This window comes from Vibrio sp. SBT000027 (assembly GCF_963894355.1).
In the GTDB taxonomy this organism is placed as follows: domain Bacteria; phylum Pseudomonadota; class Gammaproteobacteria; order Enterobacterales; family Vibrionaceae; genus Vibrio; species Vibrio splendidus.
In genome coordinates, this window is sequence record NZ_CAWQGD010000001.1 from 366,068 (window position 1) to 387,506 (window position 21,439).

General features: G+C 44.9%; 18 protein-coding genes. 10 read left to right on the forward strand and 8 right to left on the reverse strand.

Annotation, left to right across the window (positions count from 1 at the left end; genetic code table 11):
* The first annotated feature begins 96 nt into the window (after window positions 1-96).
* Window positions 97-798 carry a lipoate--protein ligase family protein gene (locus tag AACU28_RS01610; RefSeq protein WP_121602197.1) on the forward strand — a complete coding sequence of 234 codons (702 nt, stop codon included), beginning with the start codon at window positions 97-99 and terminating at the stop codon, window positions 796-798.
* A gap of 57 nt (window positions 799-855) precedes the next feature.
* Here the strand turns inward: AACU28_RS01610 and AACU28_RS01615 are convergent, their stop codons facing one another.
* Together AACU28_RS01615 and AACU28_RS01620 are read right to left on the reverse strand one after the other, a co-directional pair.
* Window positions 856-1,257, reverse strand: a complete 402-nt coding sequence (locus AACU28_RS01615) for an SAM-dependent methyltransferase (protein WP_121602198.1) — start codon at window positions 1,255-1,257, stop codon at window positions 856-858.
* Window positions 1,258-1,302: 45 nt separating this feature from the next.
* Complete coding sequence (locus AACU28_RS01620) at window positions 1,303-2,193, reverse strand: DMT family transporter (protein ID WP_121602199.1); 891 nt, start codon at window positions 2,191-2,193, stop codon at window positions 1,303-1,305.
* A gap of 119 nt (window positions 2,194-2,312) precedes the next feature.
* On the opposite strand from AACU28_RS01620, the gene AACU28_RS01625 reads away from it, so the two are divergent.
* A complete protein-coding gene (locus tag AACU28_RS01625; protein ID WP_121602200.1) occupies window positions 2,313-2,897 on the forward strand; it encodes a TetR/AcrR family transcriptional regulator in 585 nt (194 codons plus the stop codon).
* Window positions 2,898-3,028: 131 nt separating this feature from the next.
* On the opposite strand, the gene AACU28_RS01630 is transcribed toward AACU28_RS01625, so the two are convergent.
* From AACU28_RS01630 to AACU28_RS01640, 3 genes are all read right to left on the reverse strand, one after another.
* Window positions 3,029-3,904, reverse strand: coding sequence for a radical SAM protein (locus tag AACU28_RS01630; RefSeq protein WP_017087617.1), 876 nt, complete (start codon window positions 3,902-3,904; stop codon window positions 3,029-3,031).
* Between the two features lie 218 nt (window positions 3,905-4,122).
* Window positions 4,123-4,944: an SDR family NAD(P)-dependent oxidoreductase gene (locus tag AACU28_RS01635; RefSeq protein ID WP_017067571.1), complete on the reverse strand. Its 822-nt coding sequence runs from the start codon at window positions 4,942-4,944 to the stop codon at window positions 4,123-4,125.
* Between the two features lie 210 nt (window positions 4,945-5,154).
* Window positions 5,155-6,000: an enoyl-CoA hydratase/isomerase family protein gene (locus AACU28_RS01640; RefSeq protein ID WP_017089528.1), complete on the reverse strand. Its 846-nt coding sequence runs from the start codon at window positions 5,998-6,000 to the stop codon at window positions 5,155-5,157.
* Window positions 6,001-6,327: 327 nt separating this feature from the next.
* Between AACU28_RS01640 and AACU28_RS01645 the strand changes: the two genes are divergently transcribed.
* Window positions 6,328-7,701 (forward strand): MATE family efflux transporter, encoded by a 1,374-nt coding sequence (locus AACU28_RS01645; RefSeq protein ID WP_121602201.1) that lies wholly within the window; start codon window positions 6,328-6,330, stop codon window positions 7,699-7,701.
* Window positions 7,702-7,710: 9 nt separating this feature from the next.
* Window positions 7,711-8,625 (forward strand): LysR family transcriptional regulator, encoded by a 915-nt coding sequence (locus tag AACU28_RS01650; protein ID WP_121602202.1) that lies wholly within the window; start codon window positions 7,711-7,713, stop codon window positions 8,623-8,625.
* A gap of 197 nt (window positions 8,626-8,822) precedes the next feature.
* On the opposite strand, the gene AACU28_RS01655 is transcribed toward AACU28_RS01650, so the two are convergent.
* Window positions 8,823-10,895 carry an alkyl/aryl-sulfatase gene (locus AACU28_RS01655; protein ID WP_121602203.1) on the reverse strand — a complete coding sequence of 691 codons (2,073 nt, stop codon included), beginning with the start codon at window positions 10,893-10,895 and terminating at the stop codon, window positions 8,823-8,825.
* Window positions 10,896-11,077: 182 nt separating this feature from the next.
* On the opposite strand from AACU28_RS01655, the gene AACU28_RS01660 reads away from it, so the two are divergent.
* Window positions 11,078-11,980, forward strand: coding sequence for a LysR family transcriptional regulator (locus AACU28_RS01660; RefSeq protein WP_102566835.1), 903 nt, complete (start codon window positions 11,078-11,080; stop codon window positions 11,978-11,980).
* A 90-nt stretch (window positions 11,981-12,070) separates the two neighbouring features.
* Here AACU28_RS01660 and AACU28_RS01665 read toward each other — a convergent pair whose 3' ends face one another.
* A complete protein-coding gene (locus AACU28_RS01665; protein ID WP_121602204.1) occupies window positions 12,071-12,970 on the reverse strand; it encodes a DMT family transporter in 900 nt (299 codons plus the stop codon).
* Between the two features lie 198 nt (window positions 12,971-13,168).
* On the opposite strand from AACU28_RS01665, the gene AACU28_RS01670 reads away from it, so the two are divergent.
* Together AACU28_RS01670 and AACU28_RS01675 are read left to right on the forward strand one after the other, a co-directional pair.
* Window positions 13,169-13,558 (forward strand): VOC family protein, encoded by a 390-nt coding sequence (locus AACU28_RS01670; protein WP_017078507.1) that lies wholly within the window; start codon window positions 13,169-13,171, stop codon window positions 13,556-13,558.
* 51 nt (window positions 13,559-13,609) lie between these two features.
* Window positions 13,610-14,134, forward strand: a complete 525-nt coding sequence (locus AACU28_RS01675; RefSeq protein ID WP_121602205.1) for a hypothetical protein — start codon at window positions 13,610-13,612, stop codon at window positions 14,132-14,134.
* A gap of 128 nt (window positions 14,135-14,262) precedes the next feature.
* On the opposite strand, the gene AACU28_RS01680 is transcribed toward AACU28_RS01675, so the two are convergent.
* Window positions 14,263-14,514, reverse strand: a complete 252-nt coding sequence (locus AACU28_RS01680) for a hypothetical protein (RefSeq protein ID WP_029222560.1) — start codon at window positions 14,512-14,514, stop codon at window positions 14,263-14,265.
* Between the two features lie 890 nt (window positions 14,515-15,404).
* Here AACU28_RS01680 and AACU28_RS01685 point away from each other — a divergent pair.
* The 3 genes from AACU28_RS01685 to AACU28_RS01695 all read left to right on the forward strand — a co-directional run bounded on the left by AACU28_RS01685 (window position 15,405) and on the right by AACU28_RS01695 (window position 21,408).
* Entirely contained in the window at window positions 15,405-16,532 is a 1,128-nt protein-coding gene (locus AACU28_RS01685; RefSeq protein WP_121602206.1) for a hypothetical protein, read from the forward strand.
* 63 nt (window positions 16,533-16,595) lie between these two features.
* Entirely contained in the window at window positions 16,596-20,288 is a 3,693-nt protein-coding gene (locus tag AACU28_RS01690; protein ID WP_121602207.1) for an RHS repeat domain-containing protein, read from the forward strand.
* Window positions 20,278-21,408, forward strand: coding sequence for an RHS repeat-associated core domain-containing protein (locus tag AACU28_RS01695; RefSeq protein WP_017081371.1), 1,131 nt, complete (start codon window positions 20,278-20,280; stop codon window positions 21,406-21,408). Before AACU28_RS01690 ends, AACU28_RS01695 begins: the two co-directional genes overlap by 11 nt.
* Window positions 21,409-21,439: the final 31 nt, after the last annotated feature.

The following is a 21,439-nucleotide window of genomic DNA, read 5'->3' on the forward strand; positions in this document are numbered from 1 at the left end:
CTTTTGGCGCTGTTTCCATCCCATATAGTCTTATCTATCATCAACCATTTCAGAACGTTAAATGGTAGGTCACCACAACCTGTAGAGGAAAGTGCATTGAAGTTAACGAATAAACTCGTACGTTACCCGCACATTGATGTTGATCGTGCGTTTGAAAAAGAAGCTGAATTATTGCAGCAGATACAGGCGGGTGAGATTGGGCAAGCCTTAATGCTGTGGCAAGCAAAAACGCCAACACTCGTTTTGCCCGCAGGTAAAAAGTGGCCAGTGACCGTAGAGTCTAGAAAGCAACTCGCGGCACAAGGCTGGCAACTCACCTCGCGTAAAACAGGTGGCGCTCCCGTTCCCCAACTGCCGGGGATCATTAACCTGTCGCACATTTACCATTGGCCTCGCGATGAAGCTTACAACATCCAAAAAGCGTATCGACATCTGTGCAATGTCTTAACCCTGTTTTTTAAAGAACTAGGTGTCGATGTGGATGTACACGCCACCCCCGGCTCTTATTGTGATGGTGACTACAACCTCAATATCAATAAACAAAAAATAGTGGGTACTGCGCAGCGTGTATTACTTAAACAAGGGGGCGGCCAAATCGTACTTTCGCAAGCTTGTATCTTGTTGGATGTCGACCTAGAGAACATCGTTGTGCCCGTGAATTTTTATAATCAAGTTTGTGGAAATCCAACCGTGGTGGATGCGCAAGTTCATACTCCCTTGTCCGCACATTTGACTAGCCTTCCCAACGTAGACTCACTCTTTCAGCAGTTAAGCCAAGCTTTCATCAAGTATGCGTAATGCCTTCCTTTCGCTAACGCACAGCTTGCTCTTGGTTTAGGAAGACCAATTTCGTCCTTATCCCTTCTCTTTATAGATTGCCGGCTTGATATCCAACAGTGGTGTGTTGTTCAAGCAATCTAAGCCTCTTACTGTCACTGTGCCACTTTCGATTTTTTCAATCGGTAACACGGCAGCACCTATCGGGTTTGGCCTGTGTGGTGAGCGCAGTGCAAAGGTGCCTTTGGTCGGTGTTTCTTCATCCCAGCTTTGTATCAACTCGTCTCGCTTTGCGCCTTCTAACCAATACAAGACCAAGATGTGGTCTCCGCCGTTTAATCCGAGCAAACCTTGCTGATAAACGTCATCTAAGATGATTTCACAGATCGGGCCGTTGTCCGGTTGGATGTTATTCGGACACTCCGAAACCGAGTGATAAGGCGTGGTAATTCGGCCAATAAATTTCAGTTCTGCAGCCATATTTAGCTCCTATTTAGTTCTTTATTTATCTCTTTATTACTCGATTTATTTGTCATCGTTTTTCATGGTCACTAAGGTGTAGATGAAGATCGTAATCAAGATCACCACACCACCGATAATACTGGTTGTTGGCGGGATCTCGGTGAAGAAGATAAACGCCCAAACTGGCGCTAACACCGTTTCTAACATCAGAGTCATTGATACCTCTGGCGCGGTAATGTGGCGTGTTGCGACCATAGATAACACTCGTCCAACCGGTGCGGTAAACAAGCCCATCATGCCCATGATTAACCATGTTTCAACGCTGTAGCTTGATGGTGTTGCGAAGAAAAACATCACAACCGCGAGCAACAAGCCACCTAAGCCAACACTCGCCAATCGGCTGATATCTTGATATTTGCGCAGCAAAGTAAACATCATCGAAAGACAGATCACCGCGAACACCGCCAACGCATCGCCCATCCAATTACCTGAAGAAAATGAGCCTGAAACGACAATCGTAATACCAATCATCACCGCAACAATGGCAACCAAAGTCGATCGACTAGTGGCTTCTTTCAAGATCAACCAGCTGAAAATAGCGGCAACAGCAGGGGCGGCACTGAGGATCACAAAGGTATTGGCAATCGAGGTCATCTTGATGCTGAACACCAAGCCAGAGGCGCTGCCGAGCATAAGAATGCCCGCTGCTAACAATGGCCAACCGCTCTGTACGACTGCTTTTCGGATACCACGTTTGTCGTTGAACTTAAGCAAAATCGGCATCGAGATTGCGCTGAATAAGCCGAACAAAAAGGCAGTATCGAATCCGCTGACACCGGCATAACGAATGAAGATTGGATCAATACTCATTAATACGGCACCTGCGATCGCGAGGGTAAAGCCGAGGGTTCGTGTGTTTCTTGCTTCAGTTTTAGGGAGGTTCATTGTCGTCATTTCTCTATCCAATTATCTATCATCAATAAATCATACTGGCGAGTATGATTTTAAAAATTGGTTGAGTCAATGCAAATCATACTTTAAAGTATGATCTCTGTTTTGGGGTGGATGAAGTAATGAGCAAGATTGAGCAGAACAAAGAGAAGAAACGACTCGCGATTTTAAAAGCGGCGAAGGAGATATTCCTCGCGGAAGGCTATGTGCAAACCAGCATGGACCGAGTCGCTAGTGAAGCGAAAATGACCAAGCAAACGCTTTATCGTTACTTCTCTTCTAAAGATGTGTTGTTTGAAGCGACGTTAAGACAAATGGGTAGCCAGACAGACGATAAGTTGGTGATGCATTTGCAACACGCCGATACTCGACAAGCGCTATTGGGCTTCGCAAAAGACTTCGTTTTGTTTCACCTTTCGAGCGAGCATATTGCGACCTTTAAGCTGTTGATAGCAGAAGGCAGTAAGTCTCCAGAATTAGTGAGTCGTTTTATGGACGTTGGCCCAGATGATACCGATCGCGTGCTTGCTCAGTTTTTCAATGAGCGATTCGATATTGAAGAACCACAAACCAAAATTAAGCTGTGGCTTGGTATGGTGATGAGTGTCAGAGAGGGTGTGTTGATGGGAATGCCTGCACCCACAGAACAAGAGATTGCAGCTCACGTTGAAGCGAGTACTGACTTGTTGTTAGCGGCTTTGGCTTAGGTAGGGCTGTGCACCTGAAAAAGTAAGATATACGTTAGGCGCTGCTGGACTTTGATTATTCCATAATATGGAGCTGCAACGCCTGTCGTTTGGTCTGTTTACGTTTACTGGTTACGAGTTAAATCGAGCGCTTACCAAGCAAAGGTCTTAATGACGTTTTGCTTAGTGATTGGGTTGTGAGCTATGTCTTGATTGATCTTATCAAGAAACGGCTTGCGAGCTTGAGGCAACATGCCACGCATTGGTGAGATGTTATTGCCGTGGTCGCCCCAGTAGTAGCAATCGAAATCTTCTAGGTTTTCGAGCAAGTATTTTTCTTCTTCCAGGATCTGCAATGGTGTTGGTAAAACAAACTCGCCACGATTTACTTCTTTTTCCAATACCGATCCCGGTTGAACGGCTAAAGCCATTGGTGCTATCGCATCTGGCTGCATGATGTTCAGCAAGCTGGTGGTATTAATTGCATGCTCTACAGAGCGTTCTTTGCCGCCAAGGCCAAAGATGAAAGAAGCCAGTACCTTGATGTCTGCTTCACGGGCTAAGTTCATTCCTTCAATCGCATGCTCACGCGTCATGCGCTTTTGAATGCGTTCAAGCACAATTGGGTCACCTGACTCCAAACCTGAATAGGCCATGCTTAAACCTGCCGACTTAATCTCTTTTAATTCAGACAAGCTCTTACGACGGAAGTCATTGAACCCTGAATACAGAGAAATGTTCTTGATCTCTGGGAAGGTGATCTTGATGTAATCCAGAATCGAAATCAGCATCTCGGTTCTAATCGCCATTACGTTACCATCGACTAAAAAGATAGACTCTACATGCGGGTAGATTTTTCTCGCCGCATCAATATCTTCAAAGATGTCTTTGATATCTCTTACTTTGAAACGCTTATCATCAAACATCGTGCAGAAGGTACATTGGTTGTTACTGCACCCCAATGTTGTCTGGATGAGTACGCTCTCTGCTTCCATCCAAGGACGATAAACTTTACCTTCAAAACGCATAAATGCTCCTCGGCCGTAGCCTGTGTTGTTTCGACGAGGGCAAGTTTAGCAATCTGCATCTTGGGTGATAATTGGGCAAAGCGGGGAATCAGTATTAAAGAAATTTTAATAATCGAAAGAGCACGCAGTTCTTTGTCTGTATGGATAGAACTGCGGCTTGGATTGTGTGTGTGGGGGGGGGGGGGGAGTGTTAGTGGTCGTTTTTTACTAATGAATGATCAGTGGGCAACGCACAACTTTTCTTCGAGCAATTGATCAAGCACTGTCACCAGCTTGTGGTTCTTAGTGTTGTCTAATGCGTCGGCGTGCGGGTCTTTGAACAACCCTGAATCATTATCAAAATATTGACCAGAAGCGTTGGCAAACTCATCACTGAGCGCAGCACGACAAAGAATATCGGCTCCAATCGCAAGGTCGTTACCATCAACGCCATAAGCATCTTTTACTAATTTACTGCCAAGGAAAGAGGCTGGGTTTACAGGGATAATTGCAGTGCCTTTGTCTAAAAGAGTATTGGCTAATTCGATGGACCACATCGTTAGCGCGAGCTTACTTTGTGCGTAAACCGGACCATCAAGTTCCCCCGCATTCGGGCTAATCAATGCATCTAAATCTACGGGTGCTTGGGCTGCTGAAGATAGGTTGACGATACGACCTGTCGCATCAAAAAGAGGAAGCAGCTTTTGTGTCAGTAGATACGGCGCAATGGTGTTTACGACAAAACGCACATCAAGATTGTCTGGAGTGGTGATGTCCGAAACTTTATACACGCCTGCGTTGTTAATGAGTATATCGAGTCGTTTGTGATCGCTTTTGATTTGGGTTGCGAGCGCCTCAACTTCAGAGAGCGTCGATAGGTCTGCGATGTAGCTTTCGATGATTGCATTCTTAGACAGGCGAGACAGAGCGGTCACGACTTTATTGACCTTAGCTGGGTTGCGGCCATGAATCAGAACATGGTGCCCTTGCTGCGTCAGTGCTTTTGCAGTCTCTAAACCGATGCCATCCGTGGCCCCTGTGATCAGAATTATTTTTTGCATGTTCCGTCCTTCAAAAAATAGTTTGAACAACTTTATAACAAAGATTAATGACACATAGTTGCATTTGGCTCACAAGCTGAAGACTCAAATGTGAGTCTATGGGGCAAATAATGACCATTTTAACACTTGGTGTGTAACCGTTGGCGTTTAACCATTAAGTAAGACTATGGGTCAGTTTGTGGCTGACCCAATTTAAGAGAAGTGACCGAGTTATTTGATGTCTTGAACGTTCATAACCAGAGTTTCCCAGTTACGTTGGTTTTCCATATCGTGCTCTAGGCCTTGCTCATCGGCAATTTGGAAGCGCTTAACCGCAGGGGTTTTGCTCGTAGCTTGATACAACCAGTAAGCTTCCGCTTTGAGTGCTTCGTCGATCGGTTTATCGATAGACTCGTACACCGCTTGCTTACATGCATTGATCGATTCGGCAGGGAATTGAGCGATTCGTTTGGCAAGAGTATCGACGTATTCGCCAATTTCACCCGGCTCTAGTGCCTTGTTGATGGTGCCGTATGCTTCGGCTTCGTCAGCATCAAAGTCTCGTGCACTTAGGACGATCTCGAGTGCGCGACCTAAGCCGACTTGGCGTGCCATACGTGATGCGCCGCCACCACAAGGAAGGATGCCCATACCCACTTCCATTTGCATGAATTTGTATTTACCACGAGCCGCGAATCGCATGTCACACGCCAGTGCAAATTCGTGGCCTCCACCTCGAGCGAACCCTTCAAGCTTGGCAATTGTAGCTTGTGGCAGTTTGCTGATTCTTTCGAGCACCACTTGCAGGTCGAGTAACTTCGCTTCTTCACGAGAAACGGCTTCTGTCGACATGTCTTTTAATAGATTGGTGTCGTAGTGACAGACCCAAACTTCAGGGTTTGCTGACTGAAATACCACGACCTTGATGTCACGATCGCGCTCTAGTCTCATTGCTAAACCATTGAGGTCGGCAAGCATCTCTTGCCCTTGAACATTCACAGTACCGAAGTCAAAAGTGACGGTAAGAATCCCATCCTCGGCTTGAGCTTTAAACGTTGTATAACCTTGATATGCCATTTCCATATTCCTTCTGAGAGATTTCATTTCAGCCTATTCAGTGTGAATGCGACCTAAATTCAGGCTAACGAGGAATGTTCGAACCAACAATTAACCATTAAACGAAACACTATTAACGAATTATTAAGAGTGTTGGCGAGTTGTATAATTTCAACTTATTCAGTGTCTTAGGTGGATTTTTTAGCGTTGAAGGTATCTTGCTAATTCGATTGTCAACGAAATCTAAAAACTCATTCCTTGTTTGGCGCTCTTATCCTTTTCATTTAGCTTCGTATACTGCTCAACTAGGTAATTAGCCCCAAGGTACAGACAAGAGTAAACCGACCGATGCAGATGAGATCCGCGACTTTGAAAACCATTATTGAGAAAACACTGCCACTGACGCTGGGTGTGTTTGCGATCATGATGGTGCAATTGGTCGATTCGATCTTTATTGGTCAGCTAGGGGTGAATGAGTTGGCGGTTCACGGTATCACCTTGCCATTCCAAGCGGCGTTTACCGGTGTTCAAGTGGGCATCGGTGTCGCGGCAACGTCCATTATTTCTCAAGCGGTAGGGGCAAAAGAACAACGTAAATCCACCTTAATTGCCTCACTATCTGTCGGGTTCGGTGTCTTGGTGATTGCTTTGATCTGCATAGGCCTGATTGTTTTTAGCGATGCTGTTTTTGCGTCGTTTGTGAATGATGTCTCTGACGCTCAATACCAATCCATGCTGTTGATTTTTAATGTGTACTGGCCGTTGTGGCTATTCAGTGCATTGATGGTGGCGGTGCTTTATCTGGCCACCTGCGTTTATCGAGCCAATGGCGATACCAAAACAACCGGCAGCATGTTCTTGGCTGCCAGCGTGATTAACCTGATTCTCGACCCTATTCTGATCTTTGGATTGGACATGGGTATTGCAGGGGCGGCGATCGCATCGAGCATTGGCTACGCTTTCGGCGCAATCTACATGCTAATCAAGTCTCGTGGCAAAGGTTGGTTTGGCTTCAATGGCGCGTGCCGTAAGCAAATCAAAGGCTACAGTTTTGAGTTATTCAAGACGGTAATGCCAACCACCGCGAATCAGATATTACCTGCGGTCAGCGCGTTCTTCTCAATGTTATTGATTGCGAGAATCGGAACCGATGAGATGGCTTTTTGGAGCTTACTCGCCCGTGTTGAAAGTTTTATGTTGGTGTTTTCTCTTGCTCTGACCATGTCTATCCCGCCTATGATTGGTCGTTACCTAGGGGCGCAGCAGCGATGCAAAATCCCTGAGCTATTGAATACAACAGCGAAGTTCTTATTGGTTTTTCACACCGTGATGGCCGCATTGCTGGCGCTGTTTAGTGGCTGGATTATTCCTGTTATCTCGGAAGAACAAAGCATACGCAGCTGGTTTGAAGTGACCTTGTTATTTATACCGTTCAGCTATGGGCCGCTTGGGCTTTGCATGTTGGTTGCTTCGGTCTTTAATGCCTTGGGTGTGCCTCGTAAAGCTTTGAATGTCTCTTTCTTACGTTTGTTTGGTTTCTACATTCCCGCTTTATGGCTTGGCTCGATAACTGGAGACATGATCAATGCGGTTATTGCGGCGACCGTCGCCAATGTTTTAGCGGGCGCTTTTGCATGGTTTAAGCTTAATGCCTATATTAAAACTCACATTATCCCTCGTGCCGCTGCGGCCAATAAGCAGCGTGTACTCAGCGCAGGCTAGCCATTATTGATGAACATTGAACATCTAAAATTGTTTGTGAGACTTGCGTCTACACACAATATAAGTCAAGCAGGACAAGAGCTTGGGTTGTCACCTCCGGTAGCCAGTATTCATATCGGAAAGCTCGAAGAAAGCCTAGGTGCCCGTCTTGTGCATCGCACCACGAGAAAGGTTTCCCTGACCGAAGAAGGCATGGCATTTCTTCCTCACGCGAAGCAAATCCTTTTGAGTGTCGAAGCGGGTGTTGCCTCTGTCGGAACTGGTAACGAATTACCAAAAGGGGTGTTGCGAATATCTGCACCGTCTTCGTTTGGTCGCATGCATGTTATGCCTGCTTTGAAAGGTTTTTTGGCTAAGTATCCAGATCTGTCGGTGGACATTTCACTCAGTGACTCAATCGTCGATCTGGTCGATGGTGGCTTTGATGTGGCGATTCGTAATGCGAAGCTACAGAACTCAAGCCTGATCGCTCGTAAGCTCTCTACGGATAAACGTATTTTGTGTGCATCGCCAGAATATCTGGCTGCTCATGGTCATCCGAAAACACCAGAAGACCTCAAGCAACATCAATGTATCAATCAAACCGGCTTAGAAGGGTGGACGTTCGATACGCCAGAAGGCGATGTCACCATCAAGAAAAAAGGTGCGATCCGCGTCGATCACGGTGAAGCGGTAAGGGATGTGTGTGTCGATGGGCTGGGCATTGCCATGTGTGCGACTTGGATAGCATACAAGCAGCTCGCGGAAGGTTCGCTGGTCGAGGTGTTGCCGGATTACCCTTTAAAAGATGAGGCTGCGATCTGGGCGGTATACCCAAGTGCTCAGTTACTTGCGCCTAAGGTTCGCGTATTTATCGACTACTTTGTTCAATATTATGGTTCACCTTCTTATTGGGATTGCGAAGTAAACGGGCAAACTCAGTAATCTATAAGCTTCAACAAATTATCAGTTTCATTAAGCTCTCAGCCTCAGTAAGAGAGCAAACGCAGTAGCGTTCCAGAAGCACTTATTGAGAACAAATAAGAAAGCCCCGACCAAAAGGTAGGGGCTTGTTTTATGTTCTTTATAGAACGTTTTTCTAGCTAACTGCTGTTGTTTTATCTATTTAGTGTATCGGGCGTTTAATGAGCGTGTACCGCTGAATCTTGGTATAGCTCTGCATCAACTTCTTCGCCTTTGTTTGGACGCGGTACAATCTCAAAAGAGGAGTCAGCTTCTGTTAGTGAAGACAGCAGTTTGTTAAGTGATGTCTTATCACCTTTCACGCCTGCTTGTCCGTCTTCTAACAGTTTTCCAAGGCTTGTTTTCTTAAGCACGATATCAGACACGTCAGATTTATTGATGATCAGTGTCGTATCCGCATCTTGCAGCTCTGATACTTGGATGTTGTTCAGGTTGCCGTTAGACATCTCAACGTAGTAGAACTCTTTCACATCAGGCAGCTGAATATTCAGCGTAAATGGTGTTTCTTGTGCCTTTAGCGAATCCACTTTAACTGCTAAGTAATCCAACAAGTTCTCGATAGTCATGTTAGCCAATACATCCGGTGATGCTGTTTTCGGTGCGCCCGGTTGTGTGCCAATACGAAGCTCTTGAGCGCCCGTTAGATAGATGTTTCTCCAACCTGCACCTTCTGATTGATAACCCAATTGCTCATATGTATCTGCCAATAAGCCACGTGCAACTTTGTTCTCTGGCTCAGCTTGAATCACCTTATTCAGTGCTGTTGCAACGAAGCGGTATTCACCTTCTTGGAAGTCTTGCTGCGCTTTTTCAATCACAGCGTCGCTGCCGCCCATGTACTCAACAAACTTCACTGACTCTGGCTTAATTGGTAATGGGTTTAGGTTAGCTGGGTTCATGTCGAAGTAACCAAGGTACATGTTGTACACAGCGCGAGCGTTGTGAGAGTAAGTGCCGTGGTAACCGTTGGTGTGCCAAGACTGTTGAATGCTGTCTGGCATTACTTTGTAGATCTCGTCGCCAATGTCTTGTAGAACCACACCGTTATTGGCTAAACGAAGCGTTTGGTTATGAGTAAAACCGTAAGCATCGCGCTGCATTTTTAGGTAATCAGAAATCTCTTGTTCACCCCAGATTGGGGCTGAGTGAGACGCAAACAACACCTCTGTTTCTTCACCCCAAGTGACTAACATTTCGTTGATCTTCTTAGACCATTTCAAGCCGTCACGTACTTTAGCGCCACGCAGCGTGTACAGGTTGTGCATGCCTTGGTAGGTCAGTTCGCCAGTCCAAAGTGCTTTCATGCTCGGAATGTACGTCACCATTTCAGAGGCGGCTTCGGTACCTGAAGCATCCATGAATTGCATTTCTAGGCCGTCGATAACCAGAGTTTCAATCTCTTCGTTATGGTTCAGCTCGTAGTCTGGCAGTACGTAAGTAATGCTACCGGTTGATAGACCTTTAGACAGTGCCGCATCCACAATACCGTGCTCGTGTCGGTTCAGGGTTGCGCCATATTGATAGGCGGTACGACGAGACATTGCGTTACCCGCCAGTACGTTTTCGTCGACGATTTCTTTAGTGATGTTTTTCGAACCGTACACTTTTACATCTGGATACGCGTCTTTGATTGCTCTTGCGCCACCAAAGTGATCAGCGTGCGAGTGAGAGTAAATCATTGCAACGACTGGCAGTTCACCGCCGTCAGGCACATTGTTCTTGAAGAATTCGAGTGATTTGGCGGCTGATTCTTTGGTAAGAAGAACGTCGTAGGCGATCCAACCGTTGTCACTACGAATGAAAGAGATAGACGCTAAATCTGCACCTCGAACTTGGTAAACTTTACCCGGAACAACTTCATATAAACCTTCCGCCGCTTGGTTCAATACCGCTTGGCGCCACAGTGAAGGGTTTACTGAATCTGGTGCTTGGTCTGCATTCGTCACACTTGGGTCGATGAAGTTAAAGCTATTGCGAATGATGTCGCCTGTCTCTTGATCAAAGCTAGCAATCAGACCTTTGTTGTTATTGTCGAAAGCACGAGTGTCGGCAAAGTTGAGTGTTTTTGCGAACTCTTGGTTTGCTTTGGTCGTCATCTCGGTTGCGCTTTTGCCACCTTGGTCGCCAATTTCGCTGAAGTGTGCGTGGTCATGGTTAGCTGCAATCGCCGGGAATGCGAGCGAGATAGCTAGGAACAGTGATGCATTTTTGAACGTGCGAGAAGTTTTCATAAGAGCCTCTTCATTTCAGAATTTTGTTTCGTTGAGGCGATTATAGGAATAAGACATATAGCAAAAAATAAAGTAAGCTTTATTTAATACATCACTATTGGCTATGTATTGAGTCATGCAATGGTTGGGAAACGAATCCTGACCTATGATTGATTAAGACCACATTGACAGGGAGAGTAACGGTGAGCGACGTGGAAAAGTTGGATTTAAATCTATTGAGCGTGTTCTTAGAAGTGTATCGATTAAAGTCGATCACGCTTGCATCAGAATCGCTTGGTATGACTCAGCCTGGGGTGAGTGGAGCCTTGAAGCGACTCCAATCTCAGCTTGATACTGATCTGTTTATTCGTGAAGGGCGAGGGATCATTCCAACCAATGCTGCGGTGCAACTAGCAAGCCGAGTTGAACCTGCACTCGAAGGAATCACCAGCGCTGTTAGTACCTTGAAGCAATTCGATAATCAGCAGCATCATGTATTCCGACTTCTGGTTAATGAGATAGGTTTAACCAAGCTTCAGCCGCTTGTCGAGCAAGATGACACGCTGGGAAATATCTCAATCGAATTCAATATGGTGCCGAATAACGAAGAAGAACTTCTGCAGAGTTTGAGCATGCAGCAAGCGGATCTCGCTATCGATATTCACTACCCGCAGGTCAATGGTTATATGAACCAGCAAGTGCTTGAGGATAAGTTGGTATTGATTGCTCGTAAAGGGCACCCAAGAATTGATGGCGTCGTGACTGAAGAGCAGTATTACGATGAAAAGCACATCACTTTTAGAATGCGTCGTTCTCGTCTTTATACGGCCGATTATTTCGCCAAGAAGGCCATCAAACAGAGAAAAGTGAGCTCAGAGTGTGACTCATTGATGATGATGTGTGTGTTGGTGTCAGGCTCTGATTGTGTCGGCAGTACTTCTCGTAGTTTTGCTAATCAATTTGCTGAGCGATTCCAGCTTCAAGTTCTTGATCAGCCGTTTGAAGTGTTGCCTGTGCAGCAATACATGATTTGGCATAAGAGAACGGAACCAAACCCTGCTCATCAGTGGTTGAGAAACAAGATTCAGCAATACATGGCCGATTAATGGTTTCGATTGGTTAACCGTCAGCTGACTAGCTCTCCAACGTCATTCCAACATGTATTGCTGAGATTCTAAGTGCTCATTGGCATCTGATTAGCGAGCTACTCTTGCCGCTCGTTTCTGTTTTGCGCTCTCTATCATCCTAGAAGGTGTCATACCTGTCACTAACATGGTGCCGGTAATAACAAGAACCGAACCGAAAATGGTGTTAAGGCCAATCGCTTCGTCTAAGAACAGGTTGCCCCACAAGATGCCAAAAACAGGAATCAAGAAGGTGACAGACAGAGCCGAAGGCGCACCCAATTCTGAAACGAGATTGAAGTAAAGCAGGTAAGCAAGGCCAGTACAAACGGCGCCCAGTAAGAGAACTGATGTGGTGATGGTGAGATCGGGAGCCTCTCTCATCGGCAGAAAGAAGACAAACGGCAACACGATTAATACTGCAGCCCACATGCTGCCATGAGCGTTATTGAATGCCTCAACTTTAGGTGCTTGTTTGGTATAGTTTGACGCTATTCCATAGCTAAAGGCGGCCATCACCGCTGCAAAAATAGGAAGTATGGCTTCGCGGCCAATGTTCATCGCGTCCCAACCAACTAACACACCAACTCCCGTTACCCCAATACCTAGCCCTAATAGAACTCTTGCATCGAGTGTTGTTTTTGTCCATATCGCACCAATGATCGCCGCCCATATTGGCGCGGTAGAGTTCAAAATAGCGAGTGTCGAGGCGTTCAGTGTCTGCGCTGCATAAGCGAAAAACAAAAAGGGAAGTGCGGTATTAAACAAGCCAAGAATGAAAAAGTGTTTCGCATGGGCATTAAAAGAAAGCTTCCTTTTCAGATAAAAAGAAACCAAGAGTAGAGTGACGGCAGCGCACAGAACTCGCGCCTCAATCAGCACCGCAGGGCCCAGCGGATTAGCGGCAATTCTCATGAACAGAAACGAACCGCCCCATATCGCAGCGAGAGTTATTAGTTTTATAAAGTTCACGGCTTATATCTCAGAATGTGTAAAACACTGACTATGTAGGAAAGGTAACTATTACACAAACATAGATACCAATACTGTGCAGTTATGGACATAAGATCGCGTCCATTAAATAGGAACAGTTTCGATGAATTTCGTTCTGTTTATTGTTCCTTATTTGATGAGTAATCTAGCGCTAGATATCAAACTTAGGTGAACAAAATGAAGATTGAACACATCGCTATTTGGACGAAACAACTCGACGTGTTGAAGCAGTTTTATGAAAACTATTTCGGCGCGACATCCAACGTAAAATATCACAACCCAACCAAAGGGTTTTCTTCATACTTCCTCTCTTTCGAAACTGGAAGTCGTTTAGAGATTATGGAAATGGACTCGGTGCCTGAATCGAAAGATGACATCTACGATCAATTCACAGGCTTCATCCATATGGCGATTTCATTAGGCTCGGAACAAGCGGTGGATGAACTCACCAGTCGCTTGGTCGAAGACGGCTATGAGCGCTTAGATGGCCCAAGAAGAACTGGCGATGGCTATTATGAGAGCTGTGTACTCGATCCGGATGGTAATCGCTTAGAACTTACCGTTTAATGGAGGGAGCTTGAATAGCTTTTAACTCACTAACGGAACTGAGGTATTACAATGATGAAGCGTGCTTTGACTTTCCTTTTTAGTCTTGGGCTGATGGGATGTGCTACCTCAGAACCGGTATATGAACCAGAGGCTGACTCGAAGCCTGAACCATCCAAACCCATAGGTTACCTTGGCTTCAAAGCCCATCAAGAGTGGGCCATTCAATTTAACGACTGTACGGTCTACGATTTAACAGGCGCACAACCCTACCAGTGGTTTGATCGCATTTCAGCCGCTGTCAGCTGTTACACGTTTAAGCCAAACGATGCTATCGAACCTTTATCAGTCTATGCCGACGCAGATTTTGCCAGCAATAAGCTAACGCCGATCGACCGCTTTCAAGAGTTGCAGGTATCAGAGTCAGGCTGGGGCCATTTTCCTGCCGTCTATAAGACCAACGGCACCAATTGGCTGAAAGTCAAAGAGGGTTGGATTCACCTCACACTAGCCGATCAGACACTTGTTCAGTTCTACCCTGGAACTCAAGACCAATCTGGCAAATCACTGCATGATCAGTATTTTGAACAACATTGATGTTGGGGTGCCATTCGTTCTTATCTAATTGGTCGGGGCAAATGGAGCCGTGAATTATTGACCTTTATTGAGCTTGATTACAAAAGGCATAATGACACTGAAAACAATCACCGCGGCGCCAATCAGCGCTATGGTGTTTGGCAACTCGGCGTACAACAGTAACCAAGAATCATTGAGTAGATCATCTGTGAGTACTCAATATTTGAAACTATGTTCGCTTCTCCCCATTTGTAAGCGGTGACACCAAACCATTGGCCGATAGAAGAAATAACACCGACCAACACTAACAGCACCAACTCATACCACGTCGGCCATTGCCACTCGATAAGCGGCGGAATCAGCGCAACACCCCCCACGAATATGGCTTGATAAGCTAGCACTACGACCTTCTATTCCACATTCGCCATTTTCCTTACTTAGATAGCGGCAATCGTTGCGCCTAACGTGGCCACTAAGCCGAGTTCCAACGTAGAACATAGAACAGAGATTCGCTTTCTAGAGTGTTAAGTCTAAAGTCTACCCTGGTAGAGGGACAAACAGGTTTTCAAAATATTGAGAGAGATCATTAATAAGAACTCATTAACTTTTCATTAATTATATTAATAGAAATTAGATAAAAGCATATAAATTATCATCTTGTCGGTTAATAATTGAACACAGTGGTAATTTTATGGTGGTTTTTATATTTTGACGTAATTAACGAGCTGGATAAATGCTGAGGGAATAAGCTGAATCATGAATATTCCCATTTTATTGATAAGGGTAATTGTCTCGAATAGTTCTTCTTAATATAAAAACAATGTAAAAGCGCTGATAGTATTAACAGTAAGGTGGTATAACGATGCGAGTCACAGCAAATAAACAGGCTGATTTTTATAAAAAGTAATTCCCTCTCGATTCTGATTGTGGATATTGCATGAATGAATTTGAAATAATGTTACAAATGTAATTTTAAGTCATTGTTTTTTATGGGTATAGTTTTTCATTGGGTTTTGTTAATTGGCTAGGGCTAAGAAGACTTTGAAATTTTACATTGATGAATTGATTAATTAAATTAGCGCTGTCTGTTTAATCAATTAAATGGCGTGTAAGCAATGGTTATCAGAATGGATAATGGCACTTGTAATCGTTGATAGTGTAAATTTTAAAATAGGGCAAAGACCCTAGGGTAAATTTAACCATCAAAAAAATTGTTATATCCAGAGATATCATTGTCTTTTCTTTAATTTCTTACCTAATAATATGTAGGGTTAATACTATGAAGTTGTCGATGAATAAATCATTGTTACTAGCAATGTCAGCGTGTTTTTTTTCTAGTGCAAGTTTTGCAGGAATTAATAGTGATTATCATGTGGTGGCCGATGACTTAACGGCTGATCATAACGAAAGCAACGGTGTGCCGATGCCTTTTTATGCTAACGGGAGAATGCAGTCCAAACTCAGTGTTTCTGTTTCTTTCGCAGATACCTACGGCAGACCAGTGACCGTATCTAAGAGTGATCTAGAGGGAGCGATATCTTTTTACCTTAAGAATAGCGAGCAAGATTTAGGCAAAGATAAAGACTGTACCTATGGAAGAGATTGTTGGGGGTATACATTGAATCCAAATGACTATTCTCACCAAATGGGGAGCAGCTATGGGTACTCTAAGGGGCTACCAACGTCCCGGGTTGCAGCATCGGATACCAAATTAACCGCTTGGGTTTATAGCAATGAGGTAGCTCAGCATCGTGAAGTTTGTATGAAAGTTAAATTCAATACTGGTAGTCAGTATGACAATAACTATTACGATAGCTGTGCTTATCCAAATGAATCAAGTGCCTTTTATCAAAGCGTGCAGCCTAAGTTCTATAGCGCTGCCGACTTTTCGGAGATTGGAGAAGGAGAGAAAGTATGGGAAGAGAGTAACGCTGATGGGTTCTATTTCGACAAAGCTGAGATGTATAACTTCTATGTGACGCCCAAAGATACTTCAGTGAAACTGGTCGAGGTTGCTATGGATAACTTCGACGAGTCGGACAGCGATAAGGTGTTCCTAAACGATGAGTGGTTAGGTTGTTATTCAGATTGCACTAATGGCTTTCGTTCAGTGAAAGGTTATGTGTTCGCTCCAGGTTCAGAGCGTAATGTATCTGATGAATATGTTTGGAATAGCGCCGCTGGCGAAGGTCGCACGGCGGTATGGCGAGTTAACCAGCAACTAAGATCAGTGACTCTGAGCCAATTGCTTTATTCAAATAGCGGGACATCGAACAATGATTCTCAAAAAGAGTACCGATTTACTGTATTTGACCAATACGGAAATAAAGGACCACTAAAGCTTATTTATCCTCAAAGTGAATTTACTGGTGGCGGCCAGAAATGGGATTACACCCATTGGAGTCTCGTTAGCCAGTAACATTCGGATAAAACAGAGTTAGCTCAGCCATTTGGGCTAACTCATTCACTTTAGGGGAAATTTATGTCTAATTGGACTTCAAACGCTTTTAACTTTGATAGCTTTTGTTCGGGCGGCGTAGACCAAAGAACCAGAAGCTATTCATATCAAATCTTACTTGGCTCTCTTATTGGTAACTGGCTTAAGGGACCAAACCTCGATATATCCATTCAATTCTCACCTTACTCGACGGACAACCTTGGTTTCGGTAAAGGCTGGAAATTGAATCTCCCAAGATACGACATCGAGAACCAACAGCTCTATCTTGCAAATGGGCAATCCTACCGTGCTGAATTAAACGCCAATATAGAGATGAGTATTCGTTACAAGAAACTGCTCGATTTTTCGGTATCGTCTAGCGCGAATGGTTATGAAATCACGTATAAAAATGGACGTACTGATCTTTTAGATAAAGATGGCGACATCATTAAGATCACCCAAAGCAATGGTCATGCTCTCTACTTTTCTTGGCTCAACGTGGGACAAAATAAGCGCTTAGATAAAGTTTGGGATGACAGAACAACCAAACAGACCGCACTTTTATGGGTTGAGTATATCTCGGTAGGGTGCGTTAATATTTTTACTAATATTGGCAGTGCCCATGAAGCTTACTTCAGTCTTACTCTTAGCAATAACAAGCTCGTCAAATGCAATTTACCAGAACAAGCAGGTAGCTATAGTTTCGGTTATGAAAGCATTGGTTCATATACGTTAATCAATGAGGTAAACCATCCTTGTGGCTTGACCGAGCGTTTGAGATATAAGGCTGATGGTATTCGAGTCAATTCAATGACTTACTTACCAGCCGTTACTGCACACGATGTCCTCACCCTTAATTCGCCAGTTATTACCACAACCTACGACAGTGTTGGTACAGATAGCCGCAATTTCATGGGTTACGGTGTACGTGGCGGTGAATTAAGTGAAGGGCTTGATAACTTACTTGAACGTGGTTACGAATATACTTATCGCGTACAAAAAATCGAAAATGGCTCTATTGTCACCGCTCAAACATACAATCAATTTCACTTACTCGTTGAAGAAGCCCGGCAGGTAAACGGAGACCTTGTTCATTTGAAAAGGCTGGAATACCCAGCGATTGATAACCAGCAGTTTTCGGATCAACCTGCTCAGTATTCTTTGATCAGTAAAGAGGAACAAATCTGGTTTTCTGGATCGGATAGCCAAGCTCAAAGTCGATTATGGGATTACGACGAATATGGCAACATGCTTAAGTTCGTTGATGAGAATGACATCGCAGAACGTTACGAATACTACGCTAAAAATGGTGAGGCAGGTTGTCCTGCATCGCCTACTGCCATGGTGAATTTCGTAAAATCTCGTACGCTCAACAATGGCTCAGAACAGAGAGTGATCTCTTATCAATACGCTTCTCTTGAGGGGCTGAATGGCCATCGTGATGTGGTTCTGAGTTTGGAAGAAGACGTCCAACGTTATAGAAGCCATTACGCTTATCAAACTGATACTGGTGAGACTTACTCTTTCGGCCGATTGGCTTCAGTCCAAAATGACATTCTTCATCCTAACGGCACGTATTCTGCTGTTTCTCACTATCGCTATGAGTTGGATAGCGATGTCCTTGAAGAACACGAAGAGCTGACCTGTCACGACAATACGAAAACCAATCTTGCGGTTGGGCACTACCTTGATATTGGAGAACTCGCGCGTCATGTCGATTCAGACGGAGTTAGCTGTGCATTTACTTATGATTCGCTTCGTAGAACTACTGAAGAACGGATTGAAGGAAGTGCAGCCCGTTCGTATCAATACATTGTTGATACTGGTATGAGTCGACAAACCTTGTTGCTAACGGATTGCAAAGGCAACTTGTGTGAACAAAGCTGGGACGGTCAAGGACGTGAATTAGAGGCTAAAGTTGGTAGCTCGGTCGTATGGACAAAAATGTACGATGCGTTGGGCAGACTCCAAAGCAAGAGTACCTACGATGTGCTGCCTGATCGCCATTCTAGATCTGCGCCTGTGGTTTTAACAGAAAGCTATGAATACGATGAGTGGGATCAGGTTAAAGCGACTCTGTTAGCGAATGGAAAGCGTCGTGTCGAGTTCAATAATCTTGCCTCACGTAAGAAAACCCAAGGTATTGAAGGTTTGACCATGACGGTCAGTTCTCTGAATAGCTGGGGGCTAGAAGAGAAAAAAGAGCAAGGCATCAACAGTTGGAATTATGAGTACGACTCATGGGGAAGATTGATTAGAGAAACGAATCCTCTCGCTCGATCCAAGCATTACCATTACGACCGTTTTGATCGTGTGATTCGCATGACTCAAGCGAACGGTGTCGATCAAGATATCACTTACGCTGAACATACCGATCAGTCACAAGTTGTAGACCTGAAAATTGGTGGGGTGACTTTAGGGCAACGCGATATTGATGGATTGGGACGACCGCGATCCCTGCGCAGAGGAGAGAGTCCCCAAGCTTCATTGGCGTGGACTTACGCGGATAGCTGCAATATCCCAGAAACTGAAACCAGCATGGCAGCCCCAACAAGGCTATTTACTCGCGATAGCCAATTGGGTGTGCTAAGTGCTAAGTCGTCTGATGGGCAGGCTTCTAGTTACAGTCATGACCCAATATCCGGCTTACCGACAGGGAGTCAGGACAGTGAAGGCAATCAAAGTACCATTACCTACTCGACGAAAGGCTTACCTGAAGCCGAGGTGAATGATGGTCAGTCTCGTTATTACAGCTACTCCGATGGTGGGGTTATCACTGCAATTGATAGTGACACGGACACTCGCCAGTATGGTTACGATGAACTCGGACGATTAGTGAAGTTGAGTTCAAATTCAACAACGGTTTACTACGAATATGATGAGTTTGATCGAGTGATACTAGAAACACTGATATCGGGCAGTCAAACCCAAGTCACTGAACTCGAATGGGATGAATATAGTCGCGAAGTCAACCGAGCTATAGCCTTGAACGATAATTATATCTTTGAGCAATCACAAGAATATAACGCGTTAGGGCTGCTTAATTCTCGTAAAAAGGAGTGTGCAACTTTAGGTAATCTGACGGAAATCTATACCTATGATGATCTTTCTCAGTTGACGAAAGTCGAGTTTTTCGGCGCGGGCCCACTGAGCGATTGGTCTCAGCCTATGACGTCTATTGATTGGAGCTATGATGAGTTAGGTAACATGCTGACGCAACGCACAGCGACTACTGAATCTGAGGATTTCGCTCGTTACTTTTATGAGTCAGATGACCCTTGCCAGTTGACTCGTATTACTCATTCCCACCCACAACTCGACGGTCAGGTAACAGTGAAATACGACTTGAATGGCAACATGATTCAAGATGCGGATGGTCGAATTCTGGAATACGACAATTTCGACCGATTACAGCGTGTGTTAGCTGATAATACCGAATGGCTCTATCAATATGACAGCAACGACCGACTGTCTACACAACAGTCCGTTTCTGAATCGCGTCACTTTAACTATCTATGGGGTGACCTCGCTTCGATCGAGGAAAATGGCAAACTCACTCAGTATATCTATCACGAAGGAGTGCCTAAATGGTCAGAGATGGACTCGGAAACCACGTTATTGGCAACGGATCAAAATGGTTCGGTGATCGCGTCAAATACGTCGGGTAAAACAGGGTCTATGTACCGTTACTCTCCATATGGGCAACGTGATCAAGCGGGGAATGCAAATGAACAATAAAGACTCGGTATTTATTACCCCACTTAATCGACGTGAGTTCCTGATTAAAATTGGTCAAACTGCAGCTGTGGCTGGTGGCATCTCACTGCTTCCGACTTCGGTTCGTTTGGCTATGGCGCAGTCGATGACCATCTCTCATTCGGAGATTGGCTTTAATGGCGAGTGGTTGGATCCTGTACTGCAAGGCTACCATCTAGGCCAAGGCTATCGCGTTTACCAGCCGAAGTTGATGCGCTTCAATGCACCGGACAGTTTGGCCCCTTTCAATGAGGGGGTTCACAATGCTTATGTGTACTGCCATAACGATCCGATTAACTTCACCGACCCAAGCGGACACCTGAATATCAGTAAGATCTTGTTTGGTGCTTTTGGTGTGATCGCGGGTATTGTGGGTATTGCATTGGCGGCACCAACCGGTGGTTCTAGCTTGGTATTGGCTGCAGGTATTATCGGTGGTATTGCAGGTATGACTAGTGGTGCGCTACAAATTGCCTCGGGAGTTATCGATGATGGGGATATTTCTCATAAACTCGATATTGCGACCATTCCATTCGATATCATTGGTGTGGTAAGTGGCGGATATTCAGCCTACAAGTCGGTTCAGAACTTACGTTGGGTAAGAGCGGGTGGGGCATTGGAAGATGTCACTCAGCCCGGCCTTGGTTCTCGTTTGATGAACAAGATTAGACCTTCCGGTGAGTACAATCTTGCGTGGGCCTCTAAAACGAACCCAGCGATGCGCATAGGCAGCTCTAAGGGGCAGGTGATTGCGACCAGAATGACGCAGGGCGGTAAGACGATGACGTACACGCCTCCTCCAATCCATGGTGGATTTACCAAGATTCTTCTTGGACAAGTCAAAGTGGGCGCCCGAGGTTATACCATCTATCAAGGCATAATGACGGCGCGCTCGATTGGTGGTTTAGGTTGGTCATCGGTTAAAACGATACCAGGGCGATTAGATGAAGAAAAGTCATCAGCAGATACCATGGTTACGGAAGGTCGAAGTGCTAACCCTGCAGCCAAGAAGACGCAAATGTACGCACTCGAAGAGACACGACAACGAATAAAATATGGTAATGAGGTTCAGCAGATGATCCGTCAGTTGCCATTGTCGTAGTCTGATTTATTCTTTTTCTCTAACAACACAA